Consider the following 17,802-nt stretch of genomic DNA (forward strand, 5'->3'; position numbering starts at 1 on the left):
CGCCGACGGCCCCCGATGATGGCGTGGTGAACAGGGAGGCCACGTACACGCTGGACACACTGCGGGCGCTGGACCCGGCGGTGCGCACGGACGTCCTGCGCGTCCTGGACCAAGTCGTCGACGACCTGCCCGCCCACTGGAGCCGAGGCCGGGGGGTGCCCCAACTGCTGGTGTCCCTCGACGGTCACGGGGGCGCCCGGACGGAGCGGACCGGTCTGCGGGAGCTCTCCCGGCACGGATACCTCGACGAGCTGCACCGCTGGGTCGACGCGGTCCCCTGGGAGAGGGCACGGGAACGCGGCTGCGCCGCCCTGGTGTACGGCGACCGCGTCCACGCGAGGATCAACCGGATCGGACCCTTCGGCGCCCCCCGCTTCGTTCCCGACACCCGCGCCCACGTCCGCCTGGCACACCAGGACGTGCGGGGGACGCTCGGCTTCACGTTCCCCTTCCGCACCGAGGGGCGCCTCTTCCCCCGGCTGGTGTTCCACGACTGGGTGCCCGAGACCCTGGGGCGCGCCCGGTCCCGCTGAAAACGCGTTGCCCCGCCTGAGCGTGACGGCGTTGACTGGGCCCGGCGCCCGTCGTGCCCCGATGCGCCCGGGACCGACGCCGACGACGCGCGCCCCTTCCGACCCCACGCCACCAGGAGTTTCCGCGTGCAGGCAGCCGTCACCGTCACCCCCGCCCGTGTCCCGGAGCTGCTGCTCGGGCTGGCGACCGTGCGGCCCGTGTTCCTCTGGGGTGCGCCCGGCATCGGGAAGTCCTCCCTGGTCAGGGAGTTCGCCGAGAGCCTGGGGCTGGAGTGCGTGAGTCTGCTGGGCACCCAGCTCGCCCCCGAGGACCTGATCGGCGTGCCGCAGATCCGTGACGGCCGCTCGGTGTTCTGCCCGCCCGCGTCGATCGCCCGCGACGAGCCGTACTGCCTGTTCCTGGACGAGCTGAACGCGGCCACCCCGGACGTGCAGAAGGCGTTCTACTCGCTGATCCTGGACCGCCGCATCGGCGACTACGAGCTGCCCAAGGGCTCCGTCGTCATCGGCGCCGGCAACCGCGCCACCGACAACGCGCTCGCCCGCCCGCTCGCCTCCGCGCTGGTCAACCGCCTCGCCCACGTCCACCTGGAGGCGTCCCCGAAGGACTGGCTGGTGTGGGCGGCGAACAATGGCATCCACCCGTGGATCACCGACCACCTCACCGACCGCCCCGACCACCTGTGGTCCAAGCCGCCCAAGACCGAGGAGCCGTTCTCCACGCCCCGCTCCTGGCACATGCTCTCCGACGCGCTGCACTCCTTCGGCCGCGACCTCGACGAGGAGACCCTGAAGGTCCTCGCCCACGGCACGCTCACCCCCGCGCACGCCACCGCCTTCTGCGGCTACGTCAAGATCGTGCGCAGCCGTTTCGGCATCGACGCCGTGCTCAAGGGCGACGCCCGCTGGCCGCACCGGCCCGAGGACCGCGACCTGCTCTACTACCTCGCCGAGTCCTTCCGCGGCCGGCTGGTGAAGGAGCTGCCCGCGTCCAAGGAGCACATGTCGGCGGCCGGCCGGCAGATCGCGTACCGCGCCAAGGCGCTGCTGGTGCAGCTCGCGGAGATCTCCGTCGAGGTCGCGCAGACCGTCATCGCCCCCGACGCCGACGGCAACCCGGTGCTGCCGTCGTGGTTCCTCGTCGAGGCGGCCCGCGACATGCCCCGGCTGGTGGAGGCGCGCCGGTGAGCCGCGCCCGCGGCAAGGGCCCGCACCCCAAGGGCGACACGCAGCGCCGCAAACGCGACCTCGCGGCGGAGGCGTTCACCGAGGGCCTGCGGATCATGCGGGCCAACCCTGCGCTGGCCGCCGTCGACGTCGACGTGTGCCGCCGGGAGGACTGCGAACTGTCGCCTCGCGACGGCCTGGTGCGCGTCGACTCCGACGCCGTGCTGCACGTCCACCCCGACCGCACGGCCGACCCGGAGACCTGGGCGTGGGCCCTCGCGCACGCCGTCCTGCACCTCGGCTTCGGCCACGTCCCCGCCGCCCCGGGGCCCCGCACCCAGCCGGACGCCTGTGAGCTGGTCGCCCGCTGCGTCGTCGTCGACCGCTTCCTGCTGGGCTCGCCCGTCGGCCGGCCGCCCGAGGAGCTGCCCGCCGCCTACCCCGACGGGGACGAGGAGCGCCTCGCCGCCGCCTGGCGGCGCACCGGCGTCCCGGAGGCCTACCGGCGCTGCGGCACCGCGGGCGGCGAGCCCGACCTGCACCTGACCGGCTGGAACGGCTGGTACGGGCAGCCGCCCGACCACCAGCTCGCGTTCGCCTCCGCCCTCACCCGCACCGTGGCCGCGGCGATGGACGTCGCGGGCGGCCGCAGGGACAGCCTGGACGGCGCTCCCGCCCCGCGCCGCCCCTGGCACAAGGCGCTGAGCTGGTTCGTCTCCTCCTACCCGCTGCTCGGCGGCATCGCCTCCGGCATGACCCTGGTCGCCGACGCCGCACTGGCGCGCGCCCACGGCATCTCCGTCGCCGCCGTCAACGCCGAGGCCGGCGAGATCTACGTCAACCCGCTGCGGGTCCTGGAGGACGACGAGTGGCGGTTCGTGCTGGCGCACGAGATGCTGCACGCCGCCCTGCGCCACGGCGACCGCTGCGGCCCCCGCGACCCGTTCCTCTTCAACGTCGCCTGCGACTTCGTCATCAACGGCTGGCTCGTCGAGATGGAGATCGGCACGATCCCCGCGGGCCTGCTGTACGACAAGGACCTCGCCGGACTGTCCGCCGAGGAGGTCTACGACCGCATCGCCGGCGAGCGCCGCTCCCGCCGCCTGGCCACCCCGCGCGGCAAGGGCCTCGGGGACGTCCTCGGCGCCCCGCTCGGCCCGCCCCGCGACTGCGTCGACCTCGACGGCTTCTACCGCCGGGGCCTCGCCCAGGGGCTGGACCTGCACGACCGCCAGGAGCGCGGTCTGCTCCCGGCCGGCCTGGTCGAGGAGATCCGCGCCCTCAGTCATCCGCCGCTGCCCTGGGACGCCAGGCTCGCCCGCTGGTTCGACGAGTTCGTGCCCCGCCCCGAGCCGCTGCGGTCGTTCGCCCGTCCCTCCCGGCGTCAGGCGTCCACCCCGGACATTCCGCGAGCGGGCCGCTGGTACCCGCCCGAGGAGGTCGCCCGCTGCACCTTCGGCGTCGTCCTCGACACGTCCGGTTCCATGAACCGGATCCTGCTCGGCAAGGCGCTCGGCGCCATCGCCTCCTACGCGCAGTCCCGCGACGTGCCGGCCGCGCGCGTGGTGTTCTGCGACGCCGCGCCGCACGACGCGGGCTTCGTCCCGGTCACCGAGATCGCCGGGAGGGTGCGGGTGCGCGGCCGGGGCGGCACCGTCCTCCAGCCGGGCGTCGACCTGCTGGAGCGCGCCGACGACTTCCCGCGCGGCGCGCCCGTGCTGGTCATCACCGACGGCTGGTGCGACGTGCTGCGGGTGCGGCGCGAGCACGCCTACCTGATCCCGCAGGGCGCCGGCCTGCCGTTCGCCCCGAGAGGGCCCGTCTTCCGGGTGAGTTGAGCCGTGATGTGATCGGATGGAGCAGGACGCCCGGTGATCCGGGCGTCCGGACCGAGCACCGCCGGTCACCCGGCCGGACTTTTTTCGAAAGGATGCGTCATGGCAACCACGCGCTCCGCACACACCGTTTGGGAAGGCAGCCTCTTCAAGGGCAGCGGGGTCGTCGCCTTCGACTCCTCGGGCGCCATCTCCGAGCAGCCGGTCACCTGGGCCTCGCGCGCCGAGGACGCGAACGGGAAGACCAGCCCCGAGGAGCTGATCGCCGCCGCGCACTCCAGCTGCTTCTCGATGGCCCTGTCCAACGGCCTCGACAAGGCGGGCACCCCGCCCACCCGGCTGACCACCAACGCCGAGGTCACCTTCGTGCCGGGCACGGGGATCACCGGGATCCACCTCACGGTCGAGGGCACGGTCCCCGGCCTCGACGAGGCCGGCTTCGTCGCCGCCGCCGAGGACGCCAAGGTGAACTGCCCGGTCAGCCAGGCGCTCAAGGGCACCGAGATCACCCTGACGGCGAAGCTCGCCTGACCCGACATCCCGCAGGGCCACCGCAGGCCGCCCCCGCCGGGGCGGCCTGCGCCGCGTCCGCGACCGAAAGCCACCGCCATGACGTCACGCCCCGCCGTCTCGGCCCACCGCGGAGGCGCCGAGCGCGCCGCCCCCGCCACCTGGGAGGCGTACCAGGACGCGCTCGCCTCCGGCGCCGAGTACGTCGAGTTCGACGTACGGCGCACCGCGGACGGCGTCCTCGTCGTCCACCACGACGCCCGGGTGGGCGGCACCGGACCCCTGCTCTCCACGCTCACCCGCGCCGAGCTGGACGCCCGCGCGGGACACCCGGTGCCGGTCGTGGACGACGTGATGGAGCTGATCGCGGGGAGGCTCGTCGCTCATCTGGACCTGAAGGAGACCGGCTACGAGCGGGAGCTGCTGGACCGGGCGGTCGCCCTGCTGGGGGAGGACGGGGTCGTCGCCACCACGCTGGAGGACCGCTCCGTCGCCGCGCTCACCGCCGCCCGCCCGCGGGTGCGCACCCTGCTGTCCCTCGGCCGCGACGGCCGGGGCCTGGGGAGGCGCCGGCTGGTGCGCACCCGGGTCGGCGAACTGCTGCCGCTGCGCCGCGTCCGCGCCTGCGGCGCCCACGGGGTCGCCGTGCACCAGCGGCTGGCCCGCGCCACCGTGCTGCGCGAAGCCGCCCGCGGCGGTCTGTTCACGATGGTGTGGACGGTGAACGACGACGCGGCGCTGCGCGTCTTCCTCGACGACCCGCGCGTGGACGTCCTGGTCACCGACCGTCCGCGCCGCGCGGTGACGCTGCGCGACCACCCGGACGGCGCACGCGCCCGCTGACGTCCCCCGCCCGCACGCTTGACAACAGGCCGCTCAAGTTTTGTGCTGGATGTGTTGGAAGACCGGAGAGGTGCCCTGGCGGAAGGGGTTGCAGCGATGGGACGTGCCGTCGGAATCGATCTGGGAACCACGAACTCGGTGGTCGCCGTGCTCGAGGGCGGTGAGCCCACTGTCATCGCCAACGCGGAAGGCGCCCGCACCACCCCCTCGGTCGTGGCCTTCGCCAAGAACGGCGAGGTGCTCGTCGGAGAGGTCGCCAAGCGGCAGGCCGTCACCAACGTCGACCGCACCGCCCGCTCGGTCAAGCGGCACATGGGCGACGCCCAGTGGCGGTTCCCCGAGCAGGGCTCCGTCGACGGCACCCGCTACCGGGCGCAGGAACTGTCCTCCCGTGTGCTGCAGAAGCTGCGCAGGGACGCCGAGTCCTACCTCGGCGAGGACGTCACCGACGCGGTCATCACCGTGCCGGCGTACTTCGACGACACCCAGCGGCAGGCCACCAAGGAGGCCGGCGAGATCGCCGGGCTCAACGTGCTGCGCATCATCAACGAGCCCACGGCCGCGGCGCTCGCCTACGGGCTGGACAAGGAGAACGACCAGACCGTCCTGGTGTTCGACCTCGGTGGCGGCACCTTCGACGTGTCGCTGCTGGAGATGGGCGAGGGCGTCATCGAGGTGAAGGCCACCAACGGAGACACCCACCTCGGCGGCGACGACTGGGACCAGCGGATCGTGGACTGGCTCGCCAAGCGCTTCAAGGGCCAGTACGGCGTCGACCTGGCGCAGGACCGGATGGCCGTGCAGCGGCTGCGGGAGTCCGCCGAGAAGGCGAAGATCGAGCTGTCGTCGTCCAGCGAGACCACCGTCAACCTGCCGTACATCACCGCCTCCGCGGAAGGCCCGCTGCACCTGGACGAGAAGCTCACCCGGGCCCAGTTCCAGGAACTCACCCAGGATCTGCTGGACCGCTGCAAGAAGCCCTTCCACCAGGCGGTCGAGGACGCCGGCGTGCGGCTGTCCGACATCGACCACGTCATCCTCGTCGGCGGTTCCACCCGGATGCCCGCCGTGACCGACCTGGTCCGCGAACTCACCGGCAAGGAACCGCACAAGGGCGTCAACCCCGACGAGGTGGTGGCCCTCGGCGCCGCCCTCCAGGCGGGCGTCATCCGCGGCGACGTCAAGGACGTGCTGCTGCTCGACGTCACTCCGTTGTCCCTCGGCATCGAGACCAAGGGCGGCATCATGACGAAGCTGATCGAGCGCAACACCACGATTCCCACCCGGCGTTCGGAGATCTTCACCACCGCCGCCGACAACCAGCCGTCGGTCGGCATCCAGGTCTACCAGGGTGAACGCGAGATCGCCGCGTACAACAAGAAGCTCGGCACGTTCGACCTGACCGGCCTGCCCCCTGCGCCGCGGGGGGTGCCGCAGATCGAAGTGGCGTTCGACATCGACGCCAACGGCATCATGCATGTCTCCGCGAAGGACCTCGGCACCGGCAAGGAACAGAAGATGACCGTCACCGGCGGCTCGGCCCTCCCGAAGGAGGCGATCGACCGCATGATGCGGGAGGCCGAGCAGTACGCGGAGGAGGACCGCAGGCGCCGGGAGGCGGCCGAGACCCGCAACCAGGCCGAGCAACTCGTCTACCAGACCGAGAAGTTCCTGACCGAGAACGGCGACAAGGTGCCCGGCGACGCCACGTCCGAGGTGGAGTCGGCCGTCGCCGACGTCAAGCGGCTCCTGGCGCAGGAGTCGCCCGACACCGCCGAGCTGCGCACCGCCGTGGAGAAGGTCGCCACCGTCAGCCAGCGCATGGGCCAGGCGATGTACGAGCGGACCGGCGCCGCCACCGGGGGCGGAACAACCGGGCCCGGCACCGCGGACGGCGGCGAGGCGTCCCAGGGGGACGACGACGTCGTCGACGCGGAGATCGTCGACGACGACAAGAACACCGGCGGCCGCCAGGAGGGCGCGGCCTGAGGCCGCGGGCGCCTCACAGGCGCTCGCGGCACTCCCGCAGCAGCTTCTCGGTGCGCTGGGCCGAGGCCGCACGGGCCGTCATGTGGTCCAGCACCTCCAGGTGCACCGAGACCTCCTTGCGGGAGTCCAGGTACAGCGCGCCGGTCAGGTACTCGGTGAACACCATGTCCGGCAGCTCCGGCTCGGCGAACCGGAACAGCGAGAACGGCGCGTACGTCCCCGGGTGCGGCCCGTCGGCGAACTCGGCGACCTGCAGCGTGACCCGGTCCCGCGCGGCGTACTCCAGCAGCTTGTCGAGCTGGTCGCGCATCACCCGGCTGTCCCCGCTCACCGGGCGCCGCAGCACGGTCTCCTCCATGAGCACCCACAGGTGCGGCGGGTCCGGGCGCTCCAGCAGCCGCTGCCGCTCCATCCGCAGCGCCACATGCCGCTCGACCGTCTCCGGGCCCGCCGTGCCGATCGTGCCGGCCTCCAGCACGGCACGCGCGTAGTCCTCCGTCTGGAGCAGTCCGGGGACGAAGTGCGGCTCGTAGGAGCGGATGATCCGGGCGGCGCCCTCCAGGCTGACGTACAGGCTGAACCACTCGGGCAGCACGTCGTGGTACCGCTGCCACCAGCCCGGCCGGTTGGCGTCCTCGGCGAGCGTGACGAACGTGTCGGCCTCGCTGTCGGGCACCCCGTACGCGGTCAGCAGCATCTGGACGTACGGGATCTTCAGGGCGACCTCGGCGGTCTCCATCCGGCGGACGGTCGCCGGCGCCACCCGCAGGATCCGGGCGGCCTCCTCCCGTGAGAGGCCCGCGGCCTCCCGCAACTCGTACAGCCGCCGTCCGAGGACCACCTGGCCCACGGTGGGTGCGGCCCGCCGTTCACTCAACGCCACGCCTCCCCAACGTGCTCGGGCATGCGCTCATCCTGTCATGTCCCTCCGAGGCTCTCACGAGCCGCAGGTGACCGCCCTGTTTCACCGCCGCCCGCCGCATTACCCCGGACGTAATCGACCCGGCCACGTGACGCGCGGGATCGTGGACGCACCGAGTCCCGCACCGCTTCCCGACGGAGGATGACGCCCCATGTCCACGACCTCGCTCGCCGCACCCGCCCGGACCGGAGAAGCGCTGCGCCGCCTGCTGGTCCTCGACGCCGTGATGACCGGCGCCAACGCCCTGGCCTACCTCGCCCTGTCCGGACCGCTCGGCCGGTTCCTCGGGATCGGTTCCGGACTGCTGCTCGGGCTCGGCGCGTTCCTCGCCGGGTACGCGGCCGGCGTGGGCCTGCTGGCCGCCCGCCCGCACCCGCCGGCGACCGGAGTGCGGCTCGTCGTGGAGGCCAACCTCGCCTGGACGGCGGCGAGTCTCCTGGCGCTCGCGCTGTGGCTCTCGCCGACCACCGCGGGCGCGGTGTGGACCGTGCTCCAGGCCCTCGCCGTGGCGGGCCTCACCCTGATGCAGCACAGGGCGCTGAAGGCACGTCAGTCCAGCCAGGTCTGAAGGTACGCGGCCGTCGCCGGGTCCGCCGGGAGCAGCGTCTCCACGGCCAGCTCGGCGACGGTCACGTCCATCGGAGTGTTGAACGTGGAGATGGACGACACGAACGACAGCGTCCGCCCCCGGTGCCCGACCACCATCGGCAGCGCGAAGTACGCCACCGGCTCGTCCGGTTCCTCCGCGCGTCCGGCGGTGTCCGGCACGGGGTACGCCGCCACCTCGTCGTACAGCGCCCGCAGCCGTTCCGAGCGGCGCAGGGCGATGTTCCGGCGCATCTGCTCCAGCAGGTGCCCGCGCCACTCCCGCAGGTTCCGGATCCGCGGCGCCAGCCCCCGCGGGTGCAGGGTGAGCCGCACCGCGTTCAGCGGCGGCGTCAGCAGCGCCTCCGGGATGCCGTCGAACAGCGCCAGGACCCCCCGGTTGGCCGCCACCACGTCGTACGTCGCGTCCACCACCAGCGCCGGGTACGGCTCGAACCCGGCGATCAGCCGTTCGATGCCGGTGCGCACGACCTCCAGCGCGGGGTCGTCCAGCGGGGTCTCCGGGTAGCGGGGCGCGTAGCCGGCCGCGAGGAGCAGCGCGTTGCGCTCCCGCATCGGCACGTCCAGGTGCTCGGCCAGCCGCAGCACCATCTCCTCGCTGGGCCGGGAGCGGCCGGTCTCGATGAAGCTGATGTGCCGGGCGGAGGAGTCGGCGCGCAGGGCCAGCTCCAGCTGGCTGACCCGCCGCTGCTGCCGCCAGGCGCGCAGCAGCGTCCCCACGCCCTCGGTGCGGGAGGCGGTACCGGAGGTGACAGTGGTCATGCCAGGACGGTAGTCGAGGAGCGGCCGTGCGGGGGAGCCGCCCGCCGTCCGGCCCGGGCACGGCCCGGGCTTCTGTGGCAGCCTGGACCCGCCACGAGAGCCGACCCGGCGAAGGAGCACCGCGCATGCCCGTCGAACCGCTGTCCCGGACGGAGATCGAGGCCCGGCTCGCCGAGCTGCCGGGCTGGACGCTCGCCGGGGACCGCCTCACCCGCGCCTACCGGCTGGACTCGCACGTCGCGGCGGCCGCCATGACCGTCCACATCGCCCGGGTGCAGGACGAGCTGGACCACCACTCCGACCTCACCCTCGGCTACAACACGGTGTCCCTGTCCGTGCAGACGCACAGCGCGGGCGGCGCCGTCACCGCGAAGGACTTCGAGCTCGCCCGCAGGGTGGAGGACCTGGCGTCCGCCCACGGGGCACACTGAGGCGCGTGCTGGACTACGACGAGGAAGCGGAGCGCTACGACACGCTGCGCGGCGGTGAACCCCGCGCGGCGGCCGCCGCCGAGGCCGTCCTGAGCCTCGTCCCACGCCGGGCGCGGCGCCTGCTGGACGTGGCCTGCGGCACCGGCATCGTGACCCGGAGGCTCCCCGCGTCCCGCCCCGCACTGCGGGTGACGGGCGTGGACCTGTCCTCGTCCATGGCCCTGCGGGCCGCCGCCCGGCTCCCGGGGGCCGTGGTGCGCGCCGACAGCCGCCTGCTGCCCTTCCGGGACGCCTGCTTCGACGCGGTGGTCAGCGTGTGGCTGCTGCACCTGCTGACCGACCCCGCCGACGTGCGCGCCGTCGTCGCCGAGTGCGCGCGGGTGCTGCGGCCCGGCGGGGTGTACGTCACCACCGTGCACAAGGGGCTGTCGCACAACGTGGGCAGCGACATCGACGCCGTGCTCGCCGGCCGCCCGCCGAGCCCCGTGCCCGACGACCCCACGACGGTCGCGGCCTGCGCGGCCGGGCACGGACTGGCCCCGGCGGGGGAGGCCCGCTTCCGGGGCCACGGTCAGGGGCGCAGCCCCCGCCGCACCATGGACGACCTGCGGCGCGGCTGGTTCGTCACCCTCCCGCCCGGCCACCCCCTCGTGGAGGAGTTCGCCGCCCGCCTCTCGGCCCTCCCCGACCAGGACCGCCCCCGCCCGGACCCGGTCTTCACGCTCAGGGCGTTCCGCAAGGCGGCGTAAGGTCACGCGCCGAGCAGCCGGCAGGGCACCGGCTCCTCGACGGCCCCCGCCTCCCCGTCCGTCCGCACCCGGTACAGGCGGGCGTACGGCGACCGCGTCACCGCCTCGGTCAGCCGCCCGTCCGTGAAGAGCGCCGCCGCGCCGTCCTCCACCGCCCACCCGGCGGGCAGCGCACCGCGCGCCACGGCCGCCCGGTAGGAGGACCGGCGTCCGGGCTCGCTGTCGTGGTGCGGGCACACCGACCCGGGCAGCAGCCCCAGCCCGTCGGGCAGATGGGTCAAGGGGCCGAAGGAGTCGGTGTGCGACCCCTCGGCCCAGCAGTTGGCCCCGGCGCTGATCCCGCACAGCAGCGTCCCGCCGGCGTACGCCTCCCGCAGCAGCCGGTCGACGCCGTGAACCCGCCAGACGGCCAGCAGGTTCGCGGTGTTGCCGCCGCCGACGTACACGACGTCCTGCGCGAGCAGGACGTCCCGCAGCGCCGCGTCGTCCAGCTCCCGCCGGAACAGCGGCAGCACGGACGGCTCGCAGTCCCGTACCCGGAACGCGTCGAGGAACCTCTCGACGTAGGCGGGCGCGTCCCCGCTGGCCGTGGGCAGGAAGCACACCTTCGGGCGCGGGGAGCGCGCATGCCCCAGCACCCAGTCGTCCAGCAGCCCGTCCTCGTCGGTGGAGAAGCCGCCCCCGAGCAGCGCGAGCCGGCTCATCGGCCGCTCGCCTCCGCCGTCGCGCGGAGCCGTTCGAAGGCGGTGGGGGAGGGGCGGTGGGGCAGGAACGCGGCGATGGCACGGGCGCAGTCCGCCGCGCTCGTCGTGGTCGTGTCGCACTCGAGGTCGTACACACCGTGCGCGTGCACCTGCCCGTACTGCCGGGCGGCGAGCCCCGCCGGACGGTCACCCCGCTCCCGCTCACGCCGCTCGGTCTCCTCCGGTGAGCAGCGCACGCCCACCAGGACGACCTCCCGCGGCTCGAACAGCCCGAGACAGTCGGCCAGCCGCCACTCCTCGCTCAGCACATGGTCGACCACCACGTTGTTCCCCGCCGCGGCCATCCCCGCGACCGCCCGGTGATACCCACGCCAGGTCCGGTGCAGCACGTCGGGCAGCCGGTCGGCCCCGATCTCCCGGCCCGTCCGCATCCGGTGGAAGGCGTCCACGGGCATGTGGAAGTACGGCTCGTCCAGGACGTGCAGCAACTCCCTGGCGATGCTGGACTTCCCCGAACTGGACGTGCCGTTGAGGAAGATGATCCGTCCGTACATCGGGGCTCCTTCGGGGACGCCGGTGGGGGCGGGGCCATCATCCCCCACCGGCGCTCTTCACCGCGCCGCGCAGGTCTGACCGCCCAGCGTGAACGCCGTCGGGCGGGTGTCCGCCGGCGGACCGCTCGCCGTGAAGCCGAAGGCGACCGTCGCGCCCGGGGCCACCGCGCGGTTCCAGTCGGCGTTGCGGACCGTCACCGTCGGGCCGGCCTGGGTGTGGGCGCCGTTCCAGAGCTGGGTGATCCGCTCGCCGTCCGTGAAGGACCAGGTCAGGGACCAGCCGTCCCACGGTGTCGGGCCCGTGTTGGTCAGGCGGACGTCCGCCTGGAAGCCGTCGCCCCATGCGTTCGTGACCCGGTACGTCACCTCGCACTTGCCCGACGGGTCCGGGCCGGGACCGCCGCCCGTGTCCGTCGGGTCGCCGTAGACGACGCCCCGGCCGTTGGTCGCCACGTAGACCCGGCCGAACACCCGCGGGTCGCCGGTGATGGCCGCGCCGGTCCAGCCCCACTGGTGCGCGTCGTCGTTGATCCGCACCCAGCTCGCGCCCGCGTCCGTGGAGCGGTAGATGCCGCGCACCCCGTCGATCCGCGCGCTGGTGAACAGCGTCCGGTACGACGCCCCCGGCGCCGCCTTGCCGAAGCCGACGGTGTCCGCCTCCTCGACGCCCGGCAGCTTGGTGAACGTCTCCCCGAAGTCGGTGGAGTGCCACAGCCCGTACGGCCCGTCGCTCGCCCCGCCCGCCAGCCAGATCTCGCCCGCCGTGCCCGGCAGCGCCTTGAACCGCACGCTGTCACCGGCCGGCAGCCCGGTCGCCTGCGACGCCTCGAAGGTCGCCCCGCCGTCCCTGCTGACGTAGAAGCGCCCGGACTTGAAGCCGTAGAAGGTCTCCGGGTCCTCCCGGTCCGACTCCACGACCGCGCCGGCCGGGATGCCCTGCGACGCCGACCAGGAGGTGCCGAAGCCCGTGGTGTGGTGGACGCCCGCGCCCTCCGGGCTCCACACGAAGCGGCCGCCGTCCGCCGACGCGGCGACCGTCCCGCCGCCGCTGACCCCCGAAGGGTCCGTCCCGGCGGTCCAGTTGGCGCCGTTGTCGGTGGAGAACGCCACGTGCGGACCGGAGTCGGCATGACCCACGCGGACCACCGTGCCGGGGTCGGCTTCCGCGAAGTCCAGGCTCGTCGTGGAGGTGAAGTTCGGCTGGGTGAACATCATCGACGGCACCTTCGTCAGGTCCGTGTGCCGGAATCCGCCGATGTCGCCGAGCGCACTGAGCAGCGGGGCGCCCGACGGGGGAGAGGCCAGGTCGAGGACCGCGGTCTCCTCCAGCCCGCGCACCATCGGCCGGATGGTGAACGGGGTGTCGTCGTCCCAGTTCGTCAGCTCCTCGGTGCCGTAGACCGTCGCGCCCGTGCCGTACATCATCCGGTCCGGGTCGAACGGGTCGATCTCCAGCGCCTCCGTCATCCACCCGAGTTTCGGCGTCTGTTCGGGCGGCGACGGGTTGGCTCCCCAGGTCAGCCACGGTGACGAGGAGACGTCCATGACATAGCGGTTCTCCCGCTCCGGGTAGGACGTGTAGCGCCACGCCTGGGTCCAGGTGGCGCCGCTGTCCGTGGAGCGGAAGATCTGCGTGTCGGGCCACCAGGAGCTGTACGCGGTCGCCATCACCGTGCCCGGGTTCTGCCGGTCCAGGGTGAGCCCGCTGAAGCCGAAGTAGGTGTCGGCCTCCGCCACCGGGCTGATGTCCGTCCAGGTGCCGGTCGCCGTGGCGTACCGGTACAGCCGGCCCTTGCCCCCGTCGTAGGGCCCGCCGGTGTCGCTGTACGCGAGATAGAGGTGGCCGTTCTCCGCGTCGAGGACGCCCTTGTGGGCGAGATACCCGGTGGGCTGGCCGGCCAGCCGCTCCCAGGTCGCGCCCGCGTCCGTCGAGCGGTAGACGGCGTTCTCCTTGTCGGCGACGCCGACGTACACGGTCCTTGTCGGCGACCCCGCGGTCCCCGTCGACTCGTCGAACGTCACCCAGACGACGCCCTGGTTGTCCGAGGCGTACCCGCTCTCGTCGTCGGGGTCCTCGGCGTAGTTCCCCGGGTTGGGGAAGGACGTCACCTGCGACCAGGTGACGCCGGCGTCCGTCGACCGCCAGAGCCCGTGGCCGCTGGGCGCGCCCAGGTACAGCACGTCGTTGTCGTGCGGGTCGACCGCCAGCCGTTCGCCCATGCCCCGGCCGGGCATGTTGCCGCCCAGCTTGAACGGCAGCGCGGTCTTCCGCCAGCTCGCGCCCCGGTCGGCCGAGCGCATCACCGCGCCGTTGCCCGGGTCCCAGTCGTTGGTGTACGTGCCGACCGCCGCGTACACCCGGTCGGGGTCGGCCGAGTCGGAGGCGATGCTGACCACTCCCGTGTGGCCCCAGTCGTCCCAGCCGACCGAGTCCAGCAGGGGGATCCAGCTCCGTGTCGACTCCTGCCAGCGGTAGGCGCCGCCGATGTCGGTGCGGGCGTACGCCAGGTCCGGTTCGCCGCGGTTGAAGACGATGCCGGGCACAAAACCGCCGCCGTCGATGCGCGCGTTGCGCCAGGTGTAGGTGTCGGCGGCCTTGGAAACGGCGGCGGGGGCGGGGGCCGGGGCGTCGGCGGCCAGGGCGGGCGGCCCGCCGGCGAGCAGTCCGGCCGCCAGGGCGAGCACGGCCGTGAGGACGCGGGTTCTTCGCACGGTGGGGGTGTCCTTCCTCATGGGGGGAGAGAAGCGGGAGCGTGCGAGGACCGGGCGGTCCCCCGTGCGCGAGGGGACCGCCCGGCCCGCTGGGCCCCGGCGTCAGGTGCCGGGGCCGGTACACGGAGCGTCGGCGGGGACTATTCGAGAAGCTCCGCGTACGCGCCCATGGCCGTGGCGATGTCCGCCTGGGCCCAGAACCGGTGGTACGTGAAGACCGGCGCGGCGCCGCCCTTCAGATAGCTCTCGATCTTCGACCAGGCCGGGTCGTCCTTGTAGAAGGAGCGGATCGAGACGAACGTCGACGAGGAGTCGATCCGGTCGCCGTTCGGCATGGTGCCGGTCCAGCCGGACGGGATGTACACCGGGTCGTCGAAGCGCTGGTAGTCGGCGCGGGTCTCCGGGACGGCGATGCCGAGGTCGTCCTGGTGGTTCTCCCACATGCCGTCCAGCAGCGCCTTCGCCGTGTCCGCCGCCTCGGTGTCACCGGAGCGGGCGGCGTAGTACGTCAGGATCTTGGCGTAGGCGCCGGCCACGCCGACGTCGTTGGTGTAGTCGACGACCTCGACGTGCAGCCCGCTGTTGGCGCCCGGCGACGACGGGTTCCAGGTGTCGGGCTTGCCGGACCACTTCAGCGTGGACGGGAAGAGGAACGAACCGTCCGGGTTGACCGTGGTCTCGGACAGCGCCCAGTCGACCCACTTGTCGAGGACCGCCTTGGCCTGCGCGTTGCCCGTCTGCTGGTAGACCTCGGCCACCCGCTCCAGCGACCACGCCTGGAAGCCGAACCACTGGTTCGACGGCGGGTCGTGGTACACCGGCTTCTCGTCGTAGAACATGCCGTAGAAGGTCGGTGTGCCGGACGGCGGGGTGGTGTAGCGGCCCGCCCAGCTGTTGGTCGCGCCGCCCGCGATGGCGCCCTCGTCGGACTGCAGCCAGCGGTAGAACTCCAGCTGCCGCTCGAAGGACTTGGCCCAGTCCCCCGCGCCCGTCGCCGACTTCGGCTTCAGCGGCGCGTAGTTGGCCAGGGCGTACGCGGCGAGCGGGTTCTGGTACCCGCCGTGCGCGTGGCTGGAGCCGATGCGCCAGGACCAGCCCGCCGAGGTGTCGGTGGCGCCGCCCCAGGCGTAGTACCAGGAGAGCAGGTAGTGCGAGGCGTCCTTGCCGGTGCCGGCCGGGCAGGACGTGCTGGTGCAGTTGCCGATCTTCTTGAAGTACTTGTCGTACATCGCGTAGCGCAGGTAGTCGCCCATCTTGGCGGCCTTGGCGACGGTCCCGGCGACCTCACCGCCCTTGCCCTGCTCCTTCGCCCACAGGTCGGCCCAGTAGGCCGCCTGCACCGCGCGCGCGTCGGCGTCGGGGGCGTTGGTGAACTTCCACTGCTTGGCGTAGGACGCGTCCTTGGTGAACAGGTCCAGATAGCCGTTGGCGCCGCCGTACTTGAAGGCGTCGCAGGTGGGCTGGGTGACGGTCTCCCACACCGACTCCTGCGGGCCGCGCTGGAAGGTGTTGATGTAGGACGGGCCGGTGTCGGACGGTCCGGCCTCGCACTTGCCCGGCGAGTTGCCGTAGCCGTAGACGTTGTCCACGTCCTGGATCCAGTGCATGCCGTACACGTCGTCCGTGCCGTACGCGGACTTCAGCTCGGCCGCGATCGGGTCACGGCCGACGGAGACGCCGGAGTCGAGCTGCGACGGGTACTCGTTCGGGGTGTCGTGCTCGGGCGCGTACGTCGCCGGCTTCGAGGGGTCGTAGAAGGAGGTCGTCGGCTGGTCGGCGTGGGTCGGGATGGCGTACTGCTCCATCGTCTCCCAGGCGTCGTTGAACCGCGTCCAGTCACCGGTGATCCTGCCGTACATCGCCTGCAGCCACAGCAGGTAGCTGTACGCCTCCGAGGTGGTCTCGTGACCGTGGTCGGGCGCCTCGACGATCAGCGTCTCGACCGAGTGGTACGGGATGCCCTCGGGGGAGAAGTAGCCGTTCGCCGGGTCGGTGATCTTGTCGTAGAGCTCCAGGAAGCGGCCCTCGTACGACTTGGTCGCGCCCAGCTGGGTCACGGTCACCGCGGCCTTGGCGTGGCCGGGCGCGGTGGACTCGAAGACCGCCGAGCCGGTGCCGGAGGAGTCGGCGGCGACGGTCACCCGCTGCGCGGTGCTCCAGTTGGACGGCGTGAAGGTGAGGGTCGCGCCGGAGGACACCGACAGACCCGTGTTGCCGCTCGCCCGTGCCGTCGTGACGGTGACGTTCGCGCTCGGCTGCTTGGACAGCTTCACCTCGAACGTGCCCGACTCACCCTGGCGCACGCCCAGTTGGGACGGGCTCGCGACCACGGCCGGACCCGAGGCGACCGTGATGCCGACCGGGGTGGAGGAGGCGGAGGCGCCCAGGCTGTCGTACGCCTTCGCGACCAGCGAGTGGGCGCCGACGGCGAGGCCGCCGACCGACAGCGTGAACGGCGCGGAGGTGTCCGTCCCCAGCAGTTCGGTGTCGTCGTAGAACTCCACCTTGGTGATGGTGGCCTGGTCGGCCGCGGCGGCCGTGGCCGCGAGCGGCACGGTCTCGCCCTGCGTGTAGACCGAGCCGGCCGCCGGGCTGGTCAGCACGGCGATCGGCGGCTGGTGGGCGCCCACACAGGCGGTGCCGTTGACCGAGAAGGAGGTGGGCGCGGTGTTGGTGCCGCTGTAGGAGAACTGGGCGCCGGTGGTGACGGCGGCGCCGGCCGCGATCCGGCCGTTGTGCCCGGCGTTCTTCACCGTGACGGTGGAGCCGGACTGGGACCAGCTGCCGTTCCAGCCGTTCACCAGGCGCTGGTTGCCCGTGTAGGCGTACGTCAGGGTCCAGCCGTCGATGACGTCCGCACCGCGGTTGGTGACGGTCAGGTCGGTGGTGAAGCCCGACCCCCAGTCGTTCGTTTTGTAGTCCACGCTGCACTGGACGGTCGCCGCCCGGGCGGGGGTGGTACCCGTCGACAGCATCGTCAGGGGCAGTGCGAGAGCGGTCACGGCGATCGCTAAGAGTCGGCGCACGCCACCGCGTCTGCGGGGTGGGGGATGCATGGTGCTGGTCCTTCCTGCGACTCGACATGTCAAGGCTTGAACCAGTGGGAGCGCTCCCATAGTGGGGACGGGGTGGTGACCGGTCAACCCTTGGTGCGAATCGAAAACATTCGACAGCCCGAGAAACGTCAATGTCCGCACACCCTCTGTTCTTCATCGTCACTTGGCGCTAGCTTCTTGGGCACCAGTGGGAGCGGTTCCATCAGTCGACGCGCCGGTCACGACGCGTCCGAACTGCAAGGAGTCGCTCGATGAGCCACCCCCCGCGTTCAGTACTTTTAGCCACCCCCGTGCACGTGTGGAGCACCTGACGCGGGGGCGCTCATCAGCGTGGGATCCCTGTGCCGTCGTGCTGCCCGGAGACGTCCGGCCGGCATCACGGACCCGCCCGTGCGGATCCGGGACGGCATCCCCCACCCCGTAAGGCAC

General features: G+C 72.7%; 15 protein-coding genes. 9 read left to right on the forward strand and 6 right to left on the reverse strand.

Annotated features, from left to right (window positions below; all coding sequences use genetic code 11):
- Window positions 1-26 precede the first annotated feature (26 nt).
- From ACP7TJ_RS27830 to dnaK, 6 genes are all read left to right on the forward strand, one after another.
- The gene (locus ACP7TJ_RS27830; protein WP_093765938.1) at window positions 27-533 is read left to right on the forward strand and encodes a hypothetical protein; all 507 of its coding nucleotides are present in this window, start codon (window positions 27-29) and stop codon (window positions 531-533) included.
- 126 nt (window positions 534-659) lie between these two features.
- Window positions 660-1,721, forward strand: a complete 1,062-nt coding sequence (locus tag ACP7TJ_RS27835; RefSeq protein WP_189912480.1) for an ATP-binding protein — start codon at window positions 660-662, stop codon at window positions 1,719-1,721.
- Complete coding sequence (locus ACP7TJ_RS27840; protein WP_425947086.1) at window positions 1,718-3,538, forward strand: DUF2201 family putative metallopeptidase; 1,821 nt, start codon at window positions 1,718-1,720, stop codon at window positions 3,536-3,538. Before ACP7TJ_RS27835 ends, ACP7TJ_RS27840 begins: the two co-directional genes overlap by 4 nt.
- Window positions 3,539-3,637: 99 nt before the next feature.
- Window positions 3,638-4,066: an OsmC family protein gene (locus tag ACP7TJ_RS27845; RefSeq protein WP_093765935.1), complete on the forward strand. Its 429-nt coding sequence runs from the start codon at window positions 3,638-3,640 to the stop codon at window positions 4,064-4,066.
- Window positions 4,067-4,144: 78 nt separating this feature from the next.
- Window positions 4,145-4,888: a glycerophosphodiester phosphodiesterase family protein gene (locus tag ACP7TJ_RS27850; RefSeq protein WP_093765934.1), complete on the forward strand. Its 744-nt coding sequence runs from the start codon at window positions 4,145-4,147 to the stop codon at window positions 4,886-4,888.
- A gap of 96 nt (window positions 4,889-4,984) precedes the next feature.
- Window positions 4,985-6,877: a molecular chaperone DnaK gene (gene dnaK / locus ACP7TJ_RS27855; RefSeq protein WP_386000371.1), complete on the forward strand. Its 1,893-nt coding sequence runs from the start codon at window positions 4,985-4,987 to the stop codon at window positions 6,875-6,877.
- A 13-nt stretch (window positions 6,878-6,890) separates the two neighbouring features.
- On the opposite strand, the gene ACP7TJ_RS27860 is transcribed toward dnaK, so the two are convergent.
- Window positions 6,891-7,754: a helix-turn-helix domain-containing protein gene (locus ACP7TJ_RS27860; RefSeq protein ID WP_093765932.1), complete on the reverse strand. Its 864-nt coding sequence runs from the start codon at window positions 7,752-7,754 to the stop codon at window positions 6,891-6,893.
- A 196-nt stretch (window positions 7,755-7,950) separates the two neighbouring features.
- Here ACP7TJ_RS27860 and ACP7TJ_RS27865 point away from each other — a divergent pair, with 196 nt between their 5' ends.
- Entirely contained in the window at window positions 7,951-8,367 is a 417-nt protein-coding gene (locus ACP7TJ_RS27865; RefSeq protein ID WP_367549122.1) for a hypothetical protein, read from the forward strand.
- Here ACP7TJ_RS27865 and ACP7TJ_RS27870 read toward each other — a convergent pair.
- Window positions 8,349-9,167 (reverse strand): helix-turn-helix domain-containing protein, encoded by an 819-nt coding sequence (locus tag ACP7TJ_RS27870; protein WP_427766189.1) that lies wholly within the window; start codon window positions 9,165-9,167, stop codon window positions 8,349-8,351. The genes ACP7TJ_RS27865 and ACP7TJ_RS27870 overlap by 19 nt on opposite strands.
- A gap of 125 nt (window positions 9,168-9,292) precedes the next feature.
- On the opposite strand from ACP7TJ_RS27870, the gene ACP7TJ_RS27875 reads away from it, so the two are divergent.
- Together ACP7TJ_RS27875 and ACP7TJ_RS27880 are read left to right on the forward strand one after the other, a co-directional pair.
- Window positions 9,293-9,598: a 4a-hydroxytetrahydrobiopterin dehydratase gene (locus tag ACP7TJ_RS27875; RefSeq protein ID WP_093765929.1), complete on the forward strand. Its 306-nt coding sequence runs from the start codon at window positions 9,293-9,295 to the stop codon at window positions 9,596-9,598.
- A 5-nt stretch (window positions 9,599-9,603) separates the two neighbouring features.
- A complete protein-coding gene (locus tag ACP7TJ_RS27880) occupies window positions 9,604-10,347 on the forward strand; it encodes a class I SAM-dependent methyltransferase (protein ID WP_427766193.1) in 744 nt (247 codons plus the stop codon).
- Window positions 10,348-10,349: 2 nt separating this feature from the next.
- On the opposite strand, the gene ACP7TJ_RS27885 is transcribed toward ACP7TJ_RS27880, so the two are convergent.
- The 4 genes from ACP7TJ_RS27885 to ACP7TJ_RS27900 form a co-directional block, all read right to left on the reverse strand.
- A complete protein-coding gene (locus ACP7TJ_RS27885) occupies window positions 10,350-11,051 on the reverse strand; it encodes a Type 1 glutamine amidotransferase-like domain-containing protein (protein WP_380794428.1) in 702 nt (233 codons plus the stop codon).
- Window positions 11,048-11,605 (reverse strand): chloramphenicol phosphotransferase CPT family protein, encoded by a 558-nt coding sequence (locus ACP7TJ_RS27890; protein ID WP_093765927.1) that lies wholly within the window; start codon window positions 11,603-11,605, stop codon window positions 11,048-11,050. Before ACP7TJ_RS27890 ends, ACP7TJ_RS27885 begins: the two co-directional genes overlap by 4 nt.
- A gap of 57 nt (window positions 11,606-11,662) precedes the next feature.
- Entirely contained in the window at window positions 11,663-14,317 is a 2,655-nt protein-coding gene (locus tag ACP7TJ_RS27895) for a cellulose binding domain-containing protein (RefSeq protein WP_427767498.1), read from the reverse strand.
- Between the two features lie 140 nt (window positions 14,318-14,457).
- Window positions 14,458-17,373: a glycoside hydrolase family 48 protein gene (locus ACP7TJ_RS27900; protein WP_427766198.1), complete on the reverse strand. Its 2,916-nt coding sequence runs from the start codon at window positions 17,371-17,373 to the stop codon at window positions 14,458-14,460.
- Window positions 17,374-17,802 lie beyond the last annotated feature (429 nt).

Source organism: Streptomyces sp. DSM 41931 (assembly GCF_050271085.1).
In the GTDB taxonomy this organism is placed as follows: domain Bacteria; phylum Actinomycetota; class Actinomycetes; order Streptomycetales; family Streptomycetaceae; genus Streptomyces; species Streptomyces albogriseolus.